General features: G+C 44.4%; 25 protein-coding genes and 1 tRNA gene. 5 read left to right on the top strand and 21 right to left on the bottom strand.

The annotated features are described in order from the left end of the window. Positions 1–65 precede the first annotated feature (65 nt). Positions 66–3,902, bottom strand: a complete 3,837-nt coding sequence (locus WC496_06900) for a DUF5060 domain-containing protein (protein MFA5292748.1) — start codon at positions 3,900–3,902, stop codon at positions 66–68. Between the two features lie 382 nt (positions 3,903–4,284). Here WC496_06900 and WC496_06905 point away from each other — a divergent pair, with 382 nt between their 5' ends. The 5 genes from WC496_06905 to WC496_06925 all read left to right on the top strand — a co-directional run bounded on the left by WC496_06905 (position 4,285) and on the right by WC496_06925 (position 8,061). After that, complete coding sequence (locus tag WC496_06905; protein MFA5292749.1) at positions 4,285–5,139, top strand: type II secretion system protein; 855 nt, start codon at positions 4,285–4,287, stop codon at positions 5,137–5,139. A gap of 250 nt (positions 5,140–5,389) precedes the next feature. Continuing rightward, positions 5,390–5,584 carry a hypothetical protein gene (locus WC496_06910; GenBank protein MFA5292750.1) on the top strand — a complete coding sequence of 65 codons (195 nt, stop codon included), beginning with the start codon at positions 5,390–5,392 and terminating at the stop codon, positions 5,582–5,584. A gap of 339 nt (positions 5,585–5,923) precedes the next feature. Beyond that, the gene (locus WC496_06915) at positions 5,924–6,529 is read left to right on the top strand and encodes an AbiEi antitoxin N-terminal domain-containing protein (protein MFA5292751.1); all 606 of its coding nucleotides are present in this window, start codon (positions 5,924–5,926) and stop codon (positions 6,527–6,529) included. A gap of 20 nt (positions 6,530–6,549) precedes the next feature. Further along, on the top strand, positions 6,550–7,446 hold the full coding sequence (locus WC496_06920; GenBank protein ID MFA5292752.1) for a nucleotidyl transferase AbiEii/AbiGii toxin family protein: 897 nt from the start codon (positions 6,550–6,552) through the stop codon (positions 7,444–7,446). Between the two features lie 396 nt (positions 7,447–7,842). Beyond that, a complete protein-coding gene (locus WC496_06925) occupies positions 7,843–8,061 on the top strand; it encodes a hypothetical protein (protein ID MFA5292753.1) in 219 nt (72 codons plus the stop codon). A 1-nt stretch (position 8,062) separates the two neighbouring features. Here WC496_06925 and WC496_06930 read toward each other — a convergent pair whose 3' ends face one another. The 20 genes from WC496_06930 to rplE form a co-directional block, all read right to left on the bottom strand. Then, complete coding sequence (locus tag WC496_06930) at positions 8,063–9,313, bottom strand: site-specific integrase (protein ID MFA5292754.1); 1,251 nt, start codon at positions 9,311–9,313, stop codon at positions 8,063–8,065. Positions 9,314–9,466: 153 nt separating this feature from the next. Then, positions 9,467–9,540, bottom strand: a tRNA-Met gene (locus tag WC496_06935). A 45-nt stretch (positions 9,541–9,585) separates the two neighbouring features. Next, positions 9,586–9,993, bottom strand: coding sequence for an HIT family protein (locus WC496_06940; GenBank protein ID MFA5292755.1), 408 nt, complete (start codon positions 9,991–9,993; stop codon positions 9,586–9,588). Between the two features lie 51 nt (positions 9,994–10,044). Beyond that, positions 10,045–10,548 carry a 50S ribosomal protein L17 gene (rplQ, locus tag WC496_06945; protein ID MFA5292756.1) on the bottom strand — a complete coding sequence of 168 codons (504 nt, stop codon included), beginning with the start codon at positions 10,546–10,548 and terminating at the stop codon, positions 10,045–10,047. Between the two features lie 30 nt (positions 10,549–10,578). After that, on the bottom strand, positions 10,579–11,580 hold the full coding sequence (locus WC496_06950; GenBank protein ID MFA5292757.1) for a DNA-directed RNA polymerase subunit alpha: 1,002 nt from the start codon (positions 11,578–11,580) through the stop codon (positions 10,579–10,581). 108 nt (positions 11,581–11,688) lie between these two features. After that, complete coding sequence (gene rpsD, locus WC496_06955; protein ID MFA5292758.1) at positions 11,689–12,321, bottom strand: 30S ribosomal protein S4; 633 nt, start codon at positions 12,319–12,321, stop codon at positions 11,689–11,691. A 30-nt stretch (positions 12,322–12,351) separates the two neighbouring features. Then, on the bottom strand, positions 12,352–12,723 hold the full coding sequence (rpsK, locus tag WC496_06960; protein ID MFA5292759.1) for a 30S ribosomal protein S11: 372 nt from the start codon (positions 12,721–12,723) through the stop codon (positions 12,352–12,354). 24 nt (positions 12,724–12,747) lie between these two features. Beyond that, positions 12,748–13,134 carry a 30S ribosomal protein S13 gene (rpsM, locus tag WC496_06965; GenBank protein MFA5292760.1) on the bottom strand — a complete coding sequence of 129 codons (387 nt, stop codon included), beginning with the start codon at positions 13,132–13,134 and terminating at the stop codon, positions 12,748–12,750. 27 nt (positions 13,135–13,161) lie between these two features. After that, the gene (rpmJ, locus tag WC496_06970) at positions 13,162–13,278 is read right to left on the bottom strand and encodes a 50S ribosomal protein L36 (protein MFA5292761.1); all 117 of its coding nucleotides are present in this window, start codon (positions 13,276–13,278) and stop codon (positions 13,162–13,164) included. A 14-nt stretch (positions 13,279–13,292) separates the two neighbouring features. Next, complete coding sequence (gene infA / locus WC496_06975) at positions 13,293–13,508, bottom strand: translation initiation factor IF-1 (protein MFA5292762.1); 216 nt, start codon at positions 13,506–13,508, stop codon at positions 13,293–13,295. Between the two features lie 16 nt (positions 13,509–13,524). Further along, on the bottom strand, positions 13,525–14,304 hold the full coding sequence (gene map / locus WC496_06980; GenBank protein MFA5292763.1) for a type I methionyl aminopeptidase: 780 nt from the start codon (positions 14,302–14,304) through the stop codon (positions 13,525–13,527). Positions 14,305–14,312: 8 nt separating this feature from the next. Further along, positions 14,313–14,969 (bottom strand): adenylate kinase, encoded by a 657-nt coding sequence (locus WC496_06985; protein MFA5292764.1) that lies wholly within the window; start codon positions 14,967–14,969, stop codon positions 14,313–14,315. After that, a complete protein-coding gene (secY, locus tag WC496_06990) occupies positions 14,963–16,333 on the bottom strand; it encodes a preprotein translocase subunit SecY (GenBank protein MFA5292765.1) in 1,371 nt (456 codons plus the stop codon). Before secY ends, WC496_06985 begins: the two co-directional genes overlap by 7 nt. Positions 16,334–16,353: 20 nt before the next feature. Then, positions 16,354–16,800, bottom strand: a complete 447-nt coding sequence (gene rplO / locus WC496_06995; protein MFA5292766.1) for a 50S ribosomal protein L15 — start codon at positions 16,798–16,800, stop codon at positions 16,354–16,356. A 7-nt stretch (positions 16,801–16,807) separates the two neighbouring features. Further along, positions 16,808–17,323, bottom strand: a complete 516-nt coding sequence (rpsE, locus tag WC496_07000; GenBank protein MFA5292767.1) for a 30S ribosomal protein S5 — start codon at positions 17,321–17,323, stop codon at positions 16,808–16,810. 24 nt (positions 17,324–17,347) lie between these two features. Next, on the bottom strand, positions 17,348–17,713 hold the full coding sequence (gene rplR / locus WC496_07005) for a 50S ribosomal protein L18 (protein ID MFA5292768.1): 366 nt from the start codon (positions 17,711–17,713) through the stop codon (positions 17,348–17,350). Positions 17,714–17,745: 32 nt separating this feature from the next. Beyond that, positions 17,746–18,327 carry a 50S ribosomal protein L6 gene (rplF, locus tag WC496_07010; protein ID MFA5292769.1) on the bottom strand — a complete coding sequence of 194 codons (582 nt, stop codon included), beginning with the start codon at positions 18,325–18,327 and terminating at the stop codon, positions 17,746–17,748. Further along, positions 18,327–18,725: a 30S ribosomal protein S8 gene (gene rpsH / locus WC496_07015; GenBank protein ID MFA5292770.1), complete on the bottom strand. Its 399-nt coding sequence runs from the start codon at positions 18,723–18,725 to the stop codon at positions 18,327–18,329. Before rpsH ends, rplF begins: the two co-directional genes overlap by 1 nt. Positions 18,726–18,777: 52 nt before the next feature. Further along, positions 18,778–18,963, bottom strand: a complete 186-nt coding sequence (locus tag WC496_07020) for a type Z 30S ribosomal protein S14 (GenBank protein ID MFA5292771.1) — start codon at positions 18,961–18,963, stop codon at positions 18,778–18,780. Then, positions 18,963–19,508 carry a 50S ribosomal protein L5 gene (gene rplE, locus WC496_07025; protein MFA5292772.1) on the bottom strand — a complete coding sequence of 182 codons (546 nt, stop codon included), beginning with the start codon at positions 19,506–19,508 and terminating at the stop codon, positions 18,963–18,965. Before rplE ends, WC496_07020 begins: the two co-directional genes overlap by 1 nt. Positions 19,509–19,540: the final 32 nt, after the last annotated feature.

A 19,540-nucleotide genomic window follows, 5' to 3' on the forward strand; every position in this document is an offset into this window, starting at 1 on the left:
ATAAAGAAGGATAGCGGCCGATAAAACAGCCGCTATCCTGAAAAAATCATCCTGATATTCCAGTTTTATTTTACAAGTTTGAAACTATCCAGATATATCGTTCCTGAACCGTCGCCACTGGAACCGTAATTATTACTCCAGTCCTGAACAAGATAACGCAGGAAATAAACATGTGCCAAATCGCTGGCAGGAATTCCACTCAGGTCAACTGTAGCTTTTCTCCATATAGTGCTTTGAGACATTGGTACTGAAGCATCGCTCAACTGAATCCTGTAACAAACGCTTCCATTAGCTGCACAATCTATATCTATTTCCAAATCCTGCTGCGGATTCGAAGAACTGCCTTTATACCAAAATTCAAGCTTGCTGTAATAGCTCCAGTCGTCATAATACGTCGGATTTGTACCATCGTAACTGTCGCCGAGGTTAAGCATCAAAGCCGCCCACCATGCGCTATATTCATAATGAGTTTTGAAATTGAACTGCAAAGATTTACTTTCTTCATAACTTATCGAATCAGAGACTCCATAAGAACCTCCGGTTCCGATATATCCATCGTAATAAACGCCAAGTCCGGTTTGACTGCCGTTGCCCTGGGTCACTAATCCTGCGGTATACGATTCATAACCATTTTCATAAGCAGCGGGATAAATCCAGATGGCAATATCCTGGCCGGCCGTCATACTCGAAATTGTCAATGACAGTGTTCCATTGGAAACTGCAACATTTTGAGTATCATAGTAGCTGCCTGTCCAGGTGTTGTAATATTGAACGGTATAAGTATCGTTAGTTACACTCGATACACTCAGGCTGACATTTGAAATGGTGTAAGTCTGTTTATTTCTTACCCATATAAATCTGTCTTTGCCTGATTTTACGCCCATTTTTTCGACAGTTGCAGGTGCCGATACGCTCATATTGGTTATAACGTCGCTGTTGTTAGTCAGCATTTCCTTGTAGAAAGTAGCTGCCGCCTCAAAATGATAATCGTGTCCTTCGTCCTTATGATAATCCCACCACCATGTTAAAGGCAGAATCGGGGTCGGGCTGAACATGCCTCGCCACAATCCCATATGAAGTTCCTTTTCCATAACTGCAGGATTTTCATCACGAGGCTCTGTGGAAACATAACTGAACTCGCCAACTACATGAGGTTTGTAGTAACTACTCTCATAAGAAACGATTCTGCTGTAAATATCGTCCAGTTCCGTCTGGTTGTCATAATCGTGTGCCTGTGAGAAATCCAGATCGCCTACGCTCCAAAGACCGCTGATTTGTGTACATGATATACTGCTTGTAACCAGATGGTCGAATGGGTCCAAACCTTTAAGATAAGTTGACATCTCACTGTGCCAGTTCGTTATAGCTGATGCAGAAACGCCCTCGAAAACATTCGCAGCGTTAACTTCGTTCCAGAATTCCCACGCAGCGAGATTGCTGCTGTAGCCCCAGCGTGCGACTATATAGCGGAGCTTTTTCTTGTACTGCGCTTTAGCCGAAGAGTTGGTGAAAAAATCTGAAACGGTCGCGCACATACCGCCGTTGTCGTCATTATAAGGATTATCGTACCAGCGGGCTTCGTCCTGTGTTGATATGTTATAGAAATTATCGAAACAAAGCATTATATATATGCCGTGATTTCGAGCCGATACAAGCATATTATCAATATCTTCGGCAGTCTGCTCATTATAAACGCCGAGACCTAAATCGCTCCATTCGAGTTCCTCATCATAAGGACCTGCAATCCATACTCTCCCAAAATTGCAGCCGTAGGAATCCAGTCCATCGAACATTTGCTCGAATGAATATCCAGGCAGGCTGATTGTAACATTTTCGCCGATACCTCTGAATCTCCTGCCAGAGTCAAGTAAGAAGGTATAGTAAGAACCTCCATTTGCTTTAACAAAACCGTCTGTACTGGAAGAATTCGAGGTAAAATAGTATGTCGAACAAGTCTGATTAAGCGAATTATTCAGATATACCTGCACATAATAGGAATACTGACCGGTTTGTTTCGGAGCGAAACGTCCCTGCCACATAGAATCACCCGATTGACCGCTCAAATAGAAACACGGAACCGTAAGCTGTGAACTATCGGGACAGGTAATTTTCAAATCGACTTTTATATCGTCGGGATTATACGGGTTGGACGTATATTGTGCCGATGTGCCGATATCAATGAATATCGCGTCGTATTGTCCGACGGAACTCTTATTTGCTGAAACAGCCAGAGGCCCGGTAAAGAATCTCCAGACATTTCCTTTCCACGGGCTTAATGGGTTGCCGCTGTTAAGCTCATCGACTCGCCAGTAATACATCGTACTTGTGCTGAGCCCGCCGGGATTATAACTTGTGCCCTGCTGATTTTGTGACACACAATACTGTGAATACGTATCCGCGTCATTTACATCACTGAAAGACGTTCCGAGATAAACGTTATGATTTGTCGCATAGTCTCCCGCGGTCCAGCTTAAAACAGCATCAGTCGCTGCTTTAATGTCAATCGCCGGACTCGGGTTCCATGCTTTCCCGAGGTCTTCGATTGTCGCGTAAACCGTGGTCTTACCGGAATTAGTCAGGTTGTAATCGTATTCGATACTCGCTCTTGCATTGCCGCTGTACGCGGTAATCCAGCCATTGGCGATGTAAGATGCTATTGCAGTTCTCGCATCTCCGCCCAGAATCAATATACCTCCGCATATATCAAGGCTGCCGGCAGAAGTCATAGACAAACTGCCACAGGACAATGTCCCGCCTTCAAGCGAGAGACTTCCTGAACCGGCGTAAGGCAGATAAAAAGCTCCATCGACAGTGAACTGGCCGCCGGTCATTGTCATATCTCCGGAACTGCCGGAAAGCTGACCGACAGACATATCACCGCTGATATCCACTGTGCCGCCGCTGACGGTTAGATACCCCTGCGAGCCGCTTGAAACGCCGACAATAACGGCACTTGTGCTGTTAAGAACATCTAATGAACCGCCTGTTATCTGCAGTGTGCATGGATTTGCCGTCCAGCCCACCCAGAGCTGGCTGCATTGTGCCGATACTGAACTATCGATTACGCAAGTTGCATTATTGGTATTGATAAGCGCGTGGTCTCCGCTTTCCGGATAGGAATGAATATCCCAGTTCAACCCCGTACTCCATAGAGAATCCCAACCGTTACCGTTCCACGAAACATTACCAGCAGTTATTGATGCGCTGACAGTTGTTTTGCCGCTGTGTGTTACATTGTAATCGTAGTTGACTGTAGCCCTGTCACTTCCGCCATAAGCTATGATCCAATCGAGATATTCCTGAATCGTTTGTCTCTGGTCGCCGTTGATCACCAGTTCGCCTTTTGAAATATCCAGACATCCCTGGCTTGTCATATAAAGACCGCCGGTATAAACCGTTCCGCCGAGAAGATAAAACGTACCATTGCCCTGATAAGGCAGATACATCCAGCCGCCGCAATTCCATGTTCCGCCGGACATTTCAAAAATACCAGTGCTGCCGGAATTTTGCCCAATAGACATATCGCTGCCGGTACTGACCGACCCGCCTGTCATTGTTACTTTGCCATATCCGCCGTCGCTCACACCTATTAAACAGCCTCCGCCGTAAGGATATTGAATGCCGAGCGAACCGCCTGTTATTTTTAAGTAACAGGGATTACCAGTCCAGCCTACCCACATCATATTACATTGTGCCGATACTGATGAGTCTATCAGAGTTGTCGAACCGGAAAGATTAATCAAGGCGTGGTCTGAACTTGTCGGAACCGAATCGGTGTCCCAGTTGTAAGCGGTGCTCCACAAACTTCCCGCTCCTCCATTATCCCACGACACATTAACCGCTGACGCTTGCCCAATTAGAAAAAGTATGGACAGACTTGATATTAGGAATTTATTACACATCCTTTGCATCTCCTAAATCTTGATTGATATTTTTTTACAATGTACTCCTAAAACCCGTGGATCCTGTTGGGCTGTTTGCATTAAAACATCAGGTGCGGCAATCTATTATGCTTATAGTTCCAGCCGTCAGACATTACCATAGACATAATTGTTTATTTAATGCATTATTTTGTCTTAAATCCGGAATTTTTTTAGCTCCTTTTCAATGCTTTTTAAGGCACATCATTATCGGCCGTAAAAACGACTCATCCTCCAAAAACTCGATTTATACACGATTATAACCCTTCACAATATAATGCATTAAATACGCAATCTAATCCATTGAACAGCTTTGCTTTTTGTTCTAAAATAAGGTATAATTATTTTGTTGAGGGTCTTATTAATGAAAAGAACTGGTAAAGCATTTACGCTTGTTGAACTTCTTGTGGTAATCTCCATAATCGCAATCCTTCTGGCTGTTCTTATGCCGTCACTGAACAAAGCAAGAGGGCTGGCCAAGAGAACAATTTGTGCCTCTAATCTTCGTCAATGGACCATCGCGATTGCTTCATACGGCAACGACAATAACGGATATTTCCCATATAATGGAACCTCATGTCCCTGGTGCCCTGCTAATTCATCCCTGGACAGCGACGGTGAATGTAAAACACATGGATGGAAAGCCGGTACCGATATTGCTTATGGCGGAATAATCGTTCAACGGTTTTGGGACAAATACATTCTTAAAAGAGATAAAAAAATAATAGCAGGCGAAAACAATGTGCTTTACTGCCCTACACAAAAATGGCATCGTTCTTCGTATGACCCTTCCAAACCTGAATCTGCTGATAATGTCCTTAATAGTGGTTTGTGCGGATATTATTTCCTGACAAGCAAAGCTTCATGGGACACCGGAAATCTTCCTGGTGGATGGAACTTCGGCCGCAACGGGAACGTATTCGGCGGCGATTATTGGGTATCGAAGAAAAGAATTGGCGAAAAACACAGAGACCTGCCTATTGTTATGGACATAAAACAAAAATTTATTACTGGGCAAGCAGCATCCTGGTATAATAATGGCATCGTAATCTCCAGTCATGCAGGCTCAAAAGGCGTACCTGAAGGCGGTAATTTTCTTTACGAAGACGGTCATATCAAATGGGTTAGAAGTAATGAAACAGGCCTTGGTGCTTCGGTCGCCGGTCAATGGCAATGCTATTATGACATTATAATAAAATATTTTCCTGCGAACTATTAAGTTCTGGAAAATTGTCGCCCTCTAATATCAATGAAAACATACAATGCAATGGCTGCGAGTTGCTGACCTGCCTCCAAAAAAGTATGAAGTTTACTTTCCAGAAGTCCCCTTTCTTTATCACCATGTAATGTACAAAACAGCCCAAAAACCCATAAAAAAAGGACCTGCGATTTAACGCAAGTCCTTTATCTATAACGAATAGCGGGGCATCATATGCTAATCTGAATAATTTTTTGAAGGGAAAAAGCATATGGACACGATAGTTAAAGAAAGAGCAATTGTTAAATCAAATGTAAATTCTTTACTTTTCAGGCCGCCTGCGATAGTAAATCTTCCAACTGTGATGCCTGAAAAACCTCAAGCTGGGCAGCTTGAAACCCTGCCTGTGCTGGCAAAAGGAATCTTGCAGATTCGGCTGCCAAATCCGCCTCCTGTGGTGTATTAGCCCAAACCACCTAAGCCGTCAAAACCTCCTAAAATTCCCAAATCCGTAGTACACCAAAGACAAGAAGAAGTCTTTGATTAAGAGTATTACCGCTGTCTGAAGCATAAGCCCGTTGGAATAAATCCGGCGGGCTTTTTAGCTCTTGACATAAAATCAATTAAGATTTTGGCATTTTTGTAAGTGTTTTTCTCGAAAATAGCCAATTTATAAGTAAAATTCCTATAATATAAGCGTTTTTTGGAATTTTATGCCTAAGAACTATACAGATATAAATTAAAAATCATTGTACAATCACTCGGAAGATATTGACATTTTCCGAGGATTTGTCATAATTTAGTCATGCTCAAAGAAGGACAAATACAAATAATTCTTCAAATTGCCCGGAAAGACGGCGTTGTCCGGCCCAAAGACCTGGCAGCTAAGGGCATTCACCGCCAACACCTTAAAGACCTTGTGCAATCCGGCCAACTGGAACAGATAGAACGCGGTACTTATGTTCTGACAGACATTGAACCAACTGAAAACCATGGCCTTGTAATGGCAGCAAGAAAAGTCCCTCATGGCGTAATCTGCCTTCTGTCTGCCCTTCAGTTTCACGGCCTGACAACACAGCTTCCCTCTGAAATCTGGATGACAATTGAAGCGAAAGCATGGCAGCCCAAGCTTAAAAATATTCCAATCCGGTTTGCCCGCAATTCCGGCAAAGCTTTTACCGAAGGCATTCAGACACATATTCTGGAAGGTTTTCCAGTCAAGATTTACAGCCCCGCCAAAACTGTTGCTGATTGCTTTAAGTACAGAAATAAAATCGGTCTTGACGTTGCCATAGAAGCACTGCGTGACTGCATCAAACAAAAAAAAGCCTCTTATGCAGAGATATGGCGATTTGCAAAGATATGCAGGATAACTAATGTCATTAAGCCTTATATGGAAGCAGTTGCGTAAAAGATAAAACTCCTTCAAATTTGGCACATTCTGTCCACCGTAAACTTGTCAATCTCAGCCATAAGCAAAAAGAAGACCCTAACTATATACTGATCCGCTACGCTATTGAGCGTTTTCTTTACCGCTTGAGCCAATCCCCATATGCTGAGCAATTTATTCTTAAAGGCGCTATGCTGTTTGCACTTTGGATGGATAAACCATACAGGCCTACACGTGATTTGGATTTGCTCGGTTTTGGCATTGATTCAGAATATTACCTTAAAACCATCTTTCAGGAAATATTGGAAATATCTGTCCAGCCGGATGGCCTGCAGTTCGACCCTGCTTCTGTAACTATACAGGACATCCGCGGGGCACAGGAATATCCCGGCAAACGCATTGGTTTTTCCGGCTCCCTGGGCAATGCCAAGTTAAAACTGCAGGTAGATATTGGTTTTGGTGATGCGATTACTCCCAACCCTGCCAATGTTATATTTCCTACACTTCTTGATATGCCGAAACCGCAGATAAAGGCATATCCACTTGAAACCGTTGTCGCTGAAAAGCTTCATGCGTTGGTTGCTTTTGATATGGCTATCAGCAGGATGAAAGATTTTTATGACCTTTGGATTATTTGTCGCTCTTTTGAGATAAACGGACAATTGCTTCTTGATGCAATAAAAGCTACATTCCAGCGAAGAAATACACCAGTCCCTGCTGAAATCCCAGCCGCATTGACGTCCCAATTCTCACAAAATCCTGATAAGATTTCACAGTGGAACGCATTTATCAAACGCAACAGGCAGCCAGAATCTTCTGCAAGCCTAGAAGAAATTATTAAAGCTATTTCCGGTTTTCTATGGCCGCTGCTCCAAGCTGCTGTAAACAAACAGAAATTTTTAAAGCATTGGGCGTCAGGAAGTTGGCATAATCCTTAACATTGTTCCAATTCTGCAATCATTACGTCCCCTGCTATTGAATCGCAGCGAATACAAAAATTGCCCAACAATTCAGATTTCTCTTTTTCCTTCCGCATAACTTACATTTGCATTTCATTTTTCTTGCCTCCCAAAAAACACTTTGGTTTCTCTATCTGAAAACCAAAGTGTTAGCCAGAAATAAGTGGCTGGTAATTGTTACATCCGTCGGCTTTATACGAAATCTGGTAGCATATATTTTATGAAAGAAAACAAAACTGAAGATTTGGAAAAGGAAATTCCAACAGATTTTTTATGCCCAAGATGCGGAAATATACTAACCGGTGATTTACTCAACGCATTTTGTGTTAAATGTGGTTACCGATTTTGTCCAAGTTGCAGTGAATAGTTTTAAATATGGAAAATACAAAAACAAATAACGCTGAAACACAAAGACTGGCAGTCAGCTTAAAATCTCTTTCTGCAATGCTTGATGCACACAGGACATCTGTCCGCAGATGGCTTACACAGGCCGGAATAAAACCTGTAAGTATTGGAAGAGGGAAGAATGGGGCAATACGTTATAAATGGGAGGAAGTAAAAGGCTGGCTTGATTCTATGGAACATATCAACTAAATTATTTCACCAATCGTATTTTAGAGGCCAGCTTTGAATTATCACCATCAAGTTTTAAAAGAATCTGTTTTAACATTTCCTCAACATTTTCACTTTTCTGTTCTAACGGCTTTTTTGCAAATTCAACAGTATCCCGCATCTTTTCAGGAATCAATGCCGCATAATGCTTCCTGCAAATCTCAGGAGAGTTACCCATCAGTTCCGCTATCTTATATAGCGATTCTCCTTTTTGTGCCAGATGGCTTCCAAATGTATGCCTGAAATCAAGGCACGACCACTGCAACTGTTTTTTATCGTTTATTTCCTGCAAGGTCTGGGAAAAATTATCAGGATCCCATCTCTTGCCTGTTGGTGAAGGAAAATACCAAACAGATTTTATAAGCGGCTCGTATTTACTCAATATTTCATACAGTGCATTGCTTATAGGAACAACCCTGTTCTTTTTTGTTTTTGGCTGCCAGTATTCTCCATCAATATTTTTTGCGACAACTCTTATAAACCGCTCCTTCAAATCAACATCACCATCGGTCAACCAAAGTGCTTCTTCTCTTCTTAGGCCTGCATAAATATACACAGCAACAAGTGCGTGTATCACAGGATATTCTTTTAAAGCATCAAGCTGTTTGGCAATTTCATCATCTTCAAGCCATGTGATTGGATTTGAATCTTCTTTCAGCCTTTTTACTCCCTCGATTGGGTTTCTATATCTTCGGTCAGGGCATATATAATCGTTATGCTCAATCGCATGCGAGAACATCTTATGAAGAACTTCTCTCATCCTGTTTGCTGTCTTGGCTTTTATATTATCAGAAACAATCCTGTCCTGGATAAAATTACTGACCATCGCCGAAGATATATCCTCAAGGTTTCTGACAGGGATATGCCTTTTTTTGAGCTTGTCTTTAATCATGGGAAAATCCTGATTCTCACGCCGGAATTTTTTAGGAACATTGCTTCCAAGGTGAAGTGCCGGACAGCATGGCCCGAAGAACCCGCGAAGATATGAGAAATCATTTTTCGCACTCTTTTTGGTTCTGGTCTTGGCAAGGTATTCGCAGAATGACTGAAGAAATGTAACAACTGGCGTATTGGATGGCTGCATAAGCTGGCCTGTTATTTCCAATGCTTCAAGTTTTTGCTTCTTGTCTAAAGCAACTCTTTCATTTGCAGTCTTGAGAGACTTACAAACTGACTTGCCTGCGACAAGGTAATGCACCCACCAAATTTTATCTCTTTTGTAAATGCTAGCCATGGTAATAACTCCATACAAAACTATACCATGGCCTGCCCCATCAGGGCTGACGACTGAATTACACTTCAATTATTGCTACAATTTTGCTACAGTCGCCATAAGCGCATAAAAATGGGACAGACCTAATTGTCTGTCCCTGTGTGACTTATGTAATAGCGGGGGCAGGATTCGAACCTACGACCTCCGGGTTATGAGCCCGACGAGCTACCAGACTGCTCTACCCCGCGATCATTTTCATTTTATAATCTACCAGACTGCAATAAATAAATCAATTACAGTTTGGCACGAATCTTTTCAGCAAGTTCTTCGGCTTTGCCTTGCGGATATTTAAACGCCGGCCAATGGTTAAAAACGCCATCACCGGTTTTTCTCGGTATCACATGAAAATGCAAATGTTCAACAAGCTGTCCTGCCGCCCTGCCGTTATTGCACAAAACATTATAGCCATCCGCTTCTGAAGCGGCAAAAACCGCAGCGGCAACCTTTGGCAAAACCGATGAAATACCGGCCATAACTTCCGGCGGACATTCATGTATCTTCGTATAATGCTGTTTTGGTATTACAAGGGTATGGCCATCACTTACAGGCCCAATATCCAGAAACGCCAAAACCTTTTCATCCTCATATATTTTAGAACAAGGTATTTGACCGGCGGCAATTTTGCAGAATATACAATCCATATCAGAAATTTTCAGCCTTTCGGCCTTAGTTTATCTTAGGCAATACTTATTCTATTGCTCTTTATCTTTCGGTTTTGCAGCCTTGGCGCTTTTCGCGGTTTTCTTTTTAGAGGCTTTCTTTTTGCCGCCCTTTTCCGATGCTTCAGGCTGGCTTTCCTGGCCGACCAGTTGCAGCAGAACAAGCGGGCTGTTATCGCCCAGCCGGGTTTTGGCCAGTTTTATAATTCTCGTATATCCGCCAGTCCTGTCAAGGTATCTTGGGCCGATTTCGCTGAATAGTTTACCGATAATAGTGCCTTTTTTCTTTACCTCGCCGTCAACTTCTTCGACAATAGCACGATTACCGAGCTGTGCTATTGCACGGCGTCTGGAAATCAAGTCGCCTTTCTTAGCAAGAGTTATAAGCTTCTCAACGAAACTTCTGACGTGCTTTGCCTTGGGCAGTGTTGTACTTATGGTTTCATGCTCAAAAAGGGAGGCAGCGAGATTCCTGCGCAATGCCACTCTATGTGCACTGGTTCGATTAAGTTGTCCGCCTGCAATTCTATGACGCATATTAGTTCATACCTCAAAAATCAATTAATTTTAATCAATATCGGTCATCCCGAGTGACAGCCCGATATCCGCAAGTTTACGGACAATCTCACGAAGGCTTGTCTTGCCGAAACTGCGAAGCTTCAGCAAATCCGCCTCTGTCATCCTGGCCAACTGCCCTACTGTATCAATATGGCTCGACTCGAGGCAATTGCTTGCACGAACACTTAAGTCAAGCTCCTGTATCGCCATCTTCAGCTTTTCGGTAAGCTGTTCATCTACTTTACTTTCTTCCTCTACTTCGCTGCTCTGCGACTCTTCAACTGTTTCGGCACCGATTTCAAAGTACTGTACGAACGGATTGACATGCTTGCGGAGTATTTTACCTGCTTCGACAAGAGCCATCTCAGGAGTAATTGAGCCGTCAGTCCATATTTCAAGAATCAGCCGGTCGTAGTTGGTCTTTTGTCCTACTCTCGTATCTTCAGTTTTATACCGTACTCGTACGACAGGTGAATAAACGGCATCAATTTCAATTCTGCCGACTTCCTGTTCGAATCTGTCCGACTCGGCAAGTCTTTCGCCGGCAGGCGAATAACCGCGGCCGGTTTCAACTGTCATTTCCATCGAGAACTTTACATTCTCGGTCAGTGTCACAAGGACAAGGTCTTTATTTATAATCTCAACAGAAGGATCGCACTGAATCTGTCCTGCAGTTACAACGCCTGCTTTGTCTGCGACGACTTTAATAACTTTCCTCTCAGGACAGGTCTTCCTGATAACAATATTCTTAACATTAAGGATAATCTCGGTTGCATCCTCCTTAACGCCATTCAGCGAAGCAAACTCATGGTCTGCGCCCGCTACTTTTACATTGGTTACCGCCGCGCCTTCAAGCGATGAAAGCAGAACACGTCTTAGACTGTTGCCGATTGTCGTGCCGAATCCATGTTCAAAAGGCTCAACGCGAAAAAGTCCATAATTGTCTGTTGAAATCTGGCTGTCCAGTTCAACACGTGTCGGAAGTTCCATTCCTCTCCAGGTTATTCTCATTTTTGGCCTCCTAAAAATGGGCAAATGTTCTCAGCGATTTCGACAGAGGCCTCTGTCTTTAAAAACCACTATCTGTAACCTGCCCGGTTATCATTTCATTTTAAAATATTATCTTGAACAGAACTCTATAACGAGCTGTTCTTCTATCGGCAACTGAACATCCTGCCTTGTCGGCAGTGCAACAACTGTAGCTGAAGGCTCTTTCGGGTCAAGCTGAAGCCAGCTTTGTGCAGTAAAGTTCGGATTTGTATCCAATTGCATCTTTACTCTCTTTTTGCTTTTTTCACTTTGCTTGACTGTTATCTTATCGCCGATACTTACCACATAATCGGAAATATCGACTTTTTTACCATTGATACGAATATGTCCGTGTGCAATTAACTGTCTTGCGGTCTTTCTCGATGGCGCAAAATTCAGTTTATAAACAACATTATCCAGCCGTCTCTCAAGCATACCGAGCAGAATTTCGCCGGTATTGCCTATGGTATGTTCAGCTTGTTCGATGTACCGCATAAACTGCGTTTCGCCAAGACCATAATAGCGTTTAACTTTCTGTTTTTCACGAAGACGAACACCGTAATCACTGCCTCTGCCGCGGCGCCAGCCGTGCATACCGGGAGCGACATTACGCTGACGTTTTTCAATCGGGCATTTACTGGTTTCGCAGCGAATACCCTTAAGCATCAGCTTCATACCTTCGCGACGGCACAACTTACAGGATGAATCAAGATAACGACCCATATTTTTATCTGCTCCAAAATCTATTCAGCATTAAACTCTTCTTCTTTTCGGCGGACGACAGCCATTGTGAGGGATAGGAGTAACATCTTCAATTGAAGATATTCTCAAACCGGCCGCCTGCATCGCCGATACCGCCGACTCACGACCAGAACCGGGGCCTTTGACTCTTACTTCTACTTCACGAACACCGGACCGCTTGGCGGCATTGGCGCACTTCTCTGCGGCTCTTTGCGCGGCAAAAGGCGTGCTTTTACGCGAACCTTTGAAGCCTACAGTCCCGGCCGAATCACGGCAGATAGTATCACCCTCGGTATCAGTTATTGTTATTAACGTGTTATTAAAGGTCGATTGAATATGAACGATCGCCTTTGCAACGTTTCTTCTTATTTTTCCTTTAGCCATTTAACAAAAATACCTCAAATATTATTATGTGCGTATTTCTTTTACACCCTTCTTGCCGGCAACAGTCTTTCTCTTGCCTTTTCTCGTACGGGCGTTACTCTGTGTCTGCTGACCTCTGACAGGCAATCCTTTACGATGCCTGATACCGCGGTAGCAGCCGATATCCTTGAGCCTGGCGATATCCTGAGAAACCTGCCTTCTGAGCTGACCTTCGACCGGATGATCACGGTCGATTATCTGGGCGATTCTGCTGACCTCATCTTCGGTAAGCTTGTTCGCGCGAACGTCCGGCTTTACGCCGACTTCGTTAAGTATCTTTCCCGCCAGATATTTCCCGATACCATGGATATACGTCAGCGAAATCAATATTATTTTGTCATTCGGTATATCAACACCAACTATACGCGGCATATTCAGTACTCCAATAAAAAAACAGCCTTAGCCTTGTCTCTGTTTGTGGCGCGGGTCTACAGAACAGATTACCCGCACAACGCCCTTGCGACGAATGACTTTGCAATTCTCGCATATTCGTTTTACAGAACTTCTTACTTTCATAACTCACCTTTCTGCTAATGTCGCAGAATTATTCTTCCTTTTGTTAAATCGTAAGGCGACATCTCGATCGTAACAGTATCGCCTGCAAGTATTCTTATAAAATGCATTCTCATTTTGCCGGAAACATGCGCTATAATCGCATGTCCATTCTGCAGTTCAACCCTGAACATTGCATTCGGCAGGGCTTCGAGAATTTTGCCCTCAACTATTATCGCATCCTTTTTTGACATATACCCATATGGCTGTTTATTTTGATGTCAACACATCACAGCCGTTTTCTGTTATAGCTATCGTATGCTCAAAATGAGCCGACGGCCTACCGTCCAGTGTGGCAACCGTCCAGCCGTCATTTAAAGTTACCACTTCACTCGTTCCCATATTAACCATGGGCTCAACGGCAAGAATCATTCCTTCCTGCAGAACAATGTCATGATTCAAAAGTTCTCTGCTCACAAAATTAGGAACTTTCGGGTCTTCATGCATCTGAGTACCTATTCCATGGCCTACGTAATCGGTAACCACTGCAAAACCTGCTGACTTAGCGATATTCTGCATCCGTCTTGCTATCTGGCTCCATTTTTCGCCCGGCCTGCTGTACTTAACCGCCGTATCGAGCATTTCAGCGGTAACATCCATAAGTCGCTGCTTTTCCCGGTCAATGGTCCCTATCGCGAATGTCATCGCGGCATCACCGCAATAACCTGCCAGCTTTGCACCGAAATCGACGCTGAGAATATCACCATCCCGCAGTTTCACTTTGTCCGACGGTATTCCATGAACTACCTGTTCATTGATTGAAGTACAAACTGCCGCAGGAAAGGCCTTATAGCCGTAAGGATTTTTCACGCCCTTAAAAAGAGCCAGGGCACCGGCACTTACGGTCATATCTTCAGCCATACGATTCAATTCGGCGGTACTCATTCCAACAACCGCGGACTGCTTTAATTTTAAAAGAACATCGGCGACAACCGCGCCGGCTTTTCTTATAAGCTCTACTTCTCTACGACTTCGTAGCGTTATAGCCATTTTCTCTGTCAAACCGATGCAAGACTGTCGAGCTCGGCAAATATCAATTCCGTTACCTCGCCAATCGACCTGCCGGCATCTATATCAAAAACTTCCCAGCCTTTGTCAGTATAATAACCTACCACTGCAGCAGTCTGCTGATGATAGGTTTCCAGTCTTTTCTTTACAACTTCCGGCTTATCATCTGTCCGCTGAACAAGTTTTTGTCCGCTGCATTTGTCACAAACGCCCTCAACTTTGGGCTTTAACGTATCTATATGATAAACCGCACCACAGGCAGGACAACTCCGTCTGCCGGTTATGCGTTTTTCCAAAATACTGTCGTCAATAACCAGATTCACAACAGCATCTATTTTTTTATCTTTTCGCGTCAGCTCTTCATCGAGTTCGGCCGCCTGTACGACTGTGCGCGGAAAACCATCCAGAACACAATTGCCTTTTGCCGATTCTATCGCGATGCCCATCATTTCTATTATTAACTTGTCAGGAACGAGCCGGCCCGAATCCATAAAATCCGCGGCCTTTTTACCCAACTCAGTTCCAGAAGCTCGCTGGCTTCTCAAAATATCACCGCTGGACAAATGAACCAGCCTGTACTTTTCCACAATCCGCTTGCACTGTGTGCCTTTTCCGGCTCCGGGCGGACCAAGCAGGATTATTACCATCCGCGCGCTCCCTTTATCCTGCCGCCTGAACTGAAACCGTCATAATTTCGCATTATCAGGTTGGCTTCTATTCTTTGCACCACATCGAGCGATACACTAACAACAATCAGCAGGCCTGTACCGCCGAAGAAAGACGCTACCTGCCAGTCAATATCGAGTCCCGGAAGCTGAGCGATGACCGTCGGTACAACCGCTATAATCGCCAAAAAAGCAGCTCCGTAAAATGTAATTCTCGCCATTACTGTTTCCAGATACTCGGCCGTCCTGTGTCCGGGACGAAGGCCGGGAATAAAACTGCCGGAGTTGCGGAGGTTCTTGGCCATTTCCTTGGGCTGAAACTGTACCGTTGTCCAGAAATACGAAAACAGAACTATGAGAACGATATACAAAACATTATATATATAAGCACCGGGATGAAGCGACATCGCTATATTTCCCAGTACTACCGAGTTGGCAAATTTCGGAATACTCAAAAGCTGGCCGAAAACTATCGGCGGAAACTGCATCAAGCTCGAAGCAAAAATTATTGGCATAACGCCGCCGTGATTTATTCTCAGCGGCAGATAATGCCTTTGGCCGCCGTACATTTTCATACCGCGCATCTGCTTGGCCTGTTGTACCGGTATTCGCCTTTGTCCCTGTGTTATCAATATCGCCCCTGCGACAACAAACACGAACGCTACTATCAGAAACACAATTTTCCCGGGACCATAAGTTCCCGCTGCAGTACCGGCGCCTACCGTAAACGAGGTATTCTGCCATACCCCGGCTAATGTACCGGGCATTCTCGCAACGATACCTGCCATAATCAAAAGACTTATTCCGTTTCCTATGCCGTATTCGTCAATCTGCTCACCGAGCCACATAAGAAATATCGTTCCGGTCGTCATACCGACAACGCCCAGAACAATTGTCGCACCTCCGAGTTCAGGATACGCGTAAGGCCGCATCATCTTCACAATCATCATCGACTGAACAAGGCATATCGGCACTGTAAGGTACCGGGTATACTCCTGTATCTTCTTATATCCTGTTTGCCCTTCTTCCTTTAGCTTTTTAAGCGAGGGCATAACTTCGCCCAGCAGCATAAGGATAATTGAAGCGGTGATGTAAGGCATAATGCCCAGACCGAACAAACTGCTTTTTCGGAATTCACCGCCGCTAAGCATCTGCAGATGTTCCATCGCTCTGCTGATGGGGCTGTCCTGGTCCCGCTGCTGAGAAGCGCCTATTAATCGAAGCGTATCTATGCCGGGTATGGAAATATGAAACCCGACACGGTAAATTATCAGCAGCGCTATCGTAAACAACACCTTGTTCCGCAAATCAGGAATCTTAAATATACTCGCAGCAGCACTAAACATTTGTCTTCCTTGTCAATTTATTACGCCACAATTTTAGCTTCTCCGCCGCAGCTCAATATCTTGTCATGGGCGGCCTTGCTGTATTTATGAGCGATTACCTGCAGTTTCTTTGTAAGCTCGCCGTCTCCGAGGACTTTAACCCTGCTTGTGATACTGTCGACAAGTCCCGCATTGAAAAGCATTTTGGCATCAATCACAGAACCATCATCGAATCTGTCAAGTTGCGATACGTTTACTACTTCATATCTGCAGGCAAAATTAAAATTGCTGAAACCGCGCTTCGGAAGCCTTCTGAACAGAGGCATTGAGCCGCCTTCATAGCCGAGCTTGCGTTTGGCGCCTGCTCTGCTTAGACTGCCTTTGTGGCCTCTGCCGCTGGTCTTGCCATGACCTGAGCCGATGCCTCGAGCAATTCTCTTTCGACGTTTTTTACCGCCTGCTATTGAAGTTATTTCATGACTTAGCATAACTTCATCACCACCTTTTCACCGGTTCGACAGCAACTCCGCGAACCTGCCCTATCGACTGTGGGTCGCGAAGTTTCAATAAACCGTCTAATGTAGCTTTAACAACATTCTTTGTAGTCGTACTGCCGTAGACTTTCGTCAGCACATCGTGAACGCCGGCAAGTTCCAGTACCGCTCTGGCTCCGGCACCGGCAATAACTCCTGTTCCAGGGCTTGCAGGTATTAACGTTATTTTTGTCGCGCCGAACTTACCCATAATCTGATGCGGTATGGTTTGACCGTTCAGCGTAACTCTGTACATACTCTTGCGAGCATCTTTTACAGCTTTATCAACGGCCATAGGCACTTCTTTTGCCTTGCCATAACCGATTCCAACCCTTCCGGTACGGTCGCCCACAGCTACCATCGCTGCGAAACTGAACCGTCTGCCGCCCTTAACCACCTTGGCACAACGGAAAACCTTTATTACCGTATCCTCAATAGGGCTGTCCGGACTATTCGATATTTTTAACTCTTCTGCCAATTCGATATCTCCAAATTTTGCTTACTAAAAAACGAGCCCTGCTTCTCTGGCCGCTTCAGCAAGCGCCTTGATTCTGCCATGATAACGATACCGATTTCTATCAAACTTTACACATTTGATTCCAACCTGCATTGCCTGTTTTGCAATCTCAGAGCCGACAATCTTTGCCGCCGCGATATTGCCTGTCTTTTTCAGGCTGTCAGGAACCGTTCCGCTCCTGGTACCGGCCGATGCAAGCGTAACAGACGCTACATCATCTATAATCTGTGCATAGATGTGTCGATTCGAGCGAAAAACACTCAGACGAGGTCTTTCCTGTGTACCGAGCACTTTCTTGTGGACTCGAAGTTTCCTTCTTATTCTTGACTTTTGTATTCTATCAATCTGCATAAACAAATCTCATTATAAAAAACAGAACCAGATTATGCTGCACCGCTGGCAAAGGCCTTGCCGGCCTTCCTGCGTATATGCTCACCGGAATAACGTATTCCCTTGCCCTGATAAGGCTCAGGAGGCCGTACTTTTCTGACATCGGCGGCAAACTGTCCAAGGTCACGCTTTTCGTAACTTGTAATAGTAAACTTCGCCGGCGTATCATTTCCCTTTGTCGCAGGTACCTCTATTACAACCTTGACAGTTTTGGGTATTTTCACCTGGGCAGGATTCGCAAAGCCAACCGTCAAAACCAGATTGCCGGCCTGCTCTTTTACATTATAGCCTGTCCCGTATATTTCCATTTTCTTTTCAAAACCCTTGCTGACGCCTGTTACCATATTGTTCAGCAGCGCCCTGGTCGTACCGTACATCGCTCTTTCCAGCCGGCCTTCAGGACGGGTATTTTCAACTATAATTTTTTTACCGTCGCCATCGAGCTTGACACTGATTTGCGGATGACGCGTTATCTCAAGACTGCCTTTGGGGCCACTAACCTTGACGGTTCGGCCGGCCATTTCAATCTTCACGCCAGACGGTATATTAATTGCTTTTTTTCCGATTCTACTCATCAGCTCACCGTACAAAGTATTTCGCCGCTTACGTTTTCCTTGCGGCATTGTCCGTCAGTCATAATGCCCTTGTTCGTTGACATAATTACTATGCCCATACCGTTCAGAACACAAGGCAGTTTGTCAACTGGAAGATAAACTCTTCTTCCGGTCTTGCTTATCCTTTTGATTTCACTTATCGCAGGCGATCCGTCCTCTGCGTATTTAAGCTCTATCCGCAAAAGGCCTTGTTTGCAGGCATCGTCAATCTTGTCGAAGCCTGTTATATAACCTTCGTTCTGCAGAACCTGAGCCAGACCCCGGGCTATCTTGGACATTTTAATCATAACATGACTATGTCCAGCCTTGCCGGCGTTTCGTATTCTCGTAAGCATATCCGCTATCGGATCACTGTGCATTTGACAATTCCTGTATCAAACCTGAATTTCGTTTATTAACTTGTTTATTTACTTACCAGCTTGCTTTCTTAAGGCCTGGTATCTTGCCTTCAGACGCTAATTTTCTGAGACACAATCTGCAAATTTTGAATTTCTTATAAACCGCTCTGGCTCTGCCGCAAAGTTGACAGCGGGTATAAGCCCTCGTTTTAAACTTCGGTTTCTTATTACTTTTATTTACAAGAGCTTTTGTCGTCATTAAATACTCTCCCTGAATGGCATGCCAAACAGTTTCAGCATTTCTTTTGCTTCGTCGTTCGTTTTGGCTGTCGTTACAAACGTTATATGCATTCCCTGAACATTTTCCACTTTCGCCGAATCAATCTCAGGGAACACGGTCTGCTCGCTCATACCCATCGAATAATTGCCGCGGCCGTCAAAACTGTTCGGATTAAGTCCGCGAAAGTCTTTTACTCGCGGTATCGCAAGGTTAATCAGCCTGTCCATAAATTCATACATCCGCATGCCGCGAAGCGTAACCTTGAGTCCCGTCGACTCACCTTCTCTTACCTTGAAATTAGAAACGCTCTTCTTGGCCTTGCAGACAAGAGGTTTCTGGCCTGCTATCAGCGTCAAATCCTGCAAAGCGCTTTCAAGAAATTTCTTGTCCTGCGTCGCCTTGCCTACGCCCATAGCGATAATAATCTTTGTCATTCTCGGCACTGCCATGAAGCTTTTGTAGCCGTATTTTTCCCGCAGTGACGGGATTACTTTCGATTTATATAAGTCTCTCAACCTTGCCATATGCAAAACTTTCTAATTTAGCGGACAACCTG

Source organism: Phycisphaerae bacterium (assembly GCA_041652575.1).
GTDB lineage: Bacteria > Planctomycetota > Phycisphaerae > Sedimentisphaerales > UBA12454 > UBA12454.

Bases quoted from the DNA above. Each gene is read 5' to 3' on its own strand.
- WC496_06900 (MFA5292748.1), bottom strand. From the start codon at position 3,902: ATGTGTAATAAATTCCTAATATCAAGTCTGTCCATACTTTTTCTAATT.
- WC496_06905 (MFA5292749.1), top strand. From the start codon at position 4,285: ATGAAAAGAACTGGTAAAGCATTTACGCTTGTTGAACTTCTTGTGGTA.
- WC496_06910 (MFA5292750.1), top strand. From the start codon at position 5,390: ATGGACACGATAGTTAAAGAAAGAGCAATTGTTAAATCAAATGTAAAT.
- WC496_06915 (MFA5292751.1), top strand. From the start codon at position 5,924: ATGCTCAAAGAAGGACAAATACAAATAATTCTTCAAATTGCCCGGAAA.
- WC496_06925 (MFA5292753.1), top strand. From the start codon at position 7,843: ATGGAAAATACAAAAACAAATAACGCTGAAACACAAAGACTGGCAGTC.
- WC496_06930 (MFA5292754.1), bottom strand. From the start codon at position 9,313: ATGGCTAGCATTTACAAAAGAGATAAAATTTGGTGGGTGCATTACCTT.
- WC496_06940 (MFA5292755.1), bottom strand. From the start codon at position 9,993: ATGGATTGTATATTCTGCAAAATTGCCGCCGGTCAAATACCTTGTTCT.
- rplQ (MFA5292756.1), bottom strand. From the start codon at position 10,548: ATGCGTCATAGAATTGCAGGCGGACAACTTAATCGAACCAGTGCACAT.
- WC496_06950 (MFA5292757.1), bottom strand. From the start codon at position 11,580: ATGAGAATAACCTGGAGAGGAATGGAACTTCCGACACGTGTTGAACTG.
- rpsD (MFA5292758.1), bottom strand. From the start codon at position 12,321: ATGGGTCGTTATCTTGATTCATCCTGTAAGTTGTGCCGTCGCGAAGGT.
- rpsK (MFA5292759.1), bottom strand. From the start codon at position 12,723: ATGGCTAAAGGAAAAATAAGAAGAAACGTTGCAAAGGCGATCGTTCAT.
- rpsM (MFA5292760.1), bottom strand. From the start codon at position 13,134: ATGCCGCGTATAGTTGGTGTTGATATACCGAATGACAAAATAATATTG.
- rpmJ (MFA5292761.1), bottom strand. From the start codon at position 13,278: ATGAAAGTAAGAAGTTCTGTAAAACGAATATGCGAGAATTGCAAAGTC.
- infA (MFA5292762.1), bottom strand. From the start codon at position 13,508: ATGTCAAAAAAGGATGCGATAATAGTTGAGGGCAAAATTCTCGAAGCC.
- map (MFA5292763.1), bottom strand. From the start codon at position 14,304: ATGGCTATAACGCTACGAAGTCGTAGAGAAGTAGAGCTTATAAGAAAA.
- WC496_06985 (MFA5292764.1), bottom strand. From the start codon at position 14,969: ATGGTAATAATCCTGCTTGGTCCGCCCGGAGCCGGAAAAGGCACACAG.
- secY (MFA5292765.1), bottom strand. From the start codon at position 16,333: ATGTTTAGTGCTGCTGCGAGTATATTTAAGATTCCTGATTTGCGGAAC.
- rplO (MFA5292766.1), bottom strand. From the start codon at position 16,800: ATGCTAAGTCATGAAATAACTTCAATAGCAGGCGGTAAAAAACGTCGA.
- rplR (MFA5292768.1), bottom strand. From the start codon at position 17,713: ATGCAGATTGATAGAATACAAAAGTCAAGAATAAGAAGGAAACTTCGA.
- rplF (MFA5292769.1), bottom strand. From the start codon at position 18,327: ATGAGTAGAATCGGAAAAAAAGCAATTAATATACCGTCTGGCGTGAAG.
- rpsH (MFA5292770.1), bottom strand. From the start codon at position 18,725: ATGCACAGTGATCCGATAGCGGATATGCTTACGAGAATACGAAACGCC.
- WC496_07020 (MFA5292771.1), bottom strand. From the start codon at position 18,963: ATGACGACAAAAGCTCTTGTAAATAAAAGTAATAAGAAACCGAAGTTT.
- rplE (MFA5292772.1), bottom strand. From the start codon at position 19,508: ATGGCAAGGTTGAGAGACTTATATAAATCGAAAGTAATCCCGTCACTG.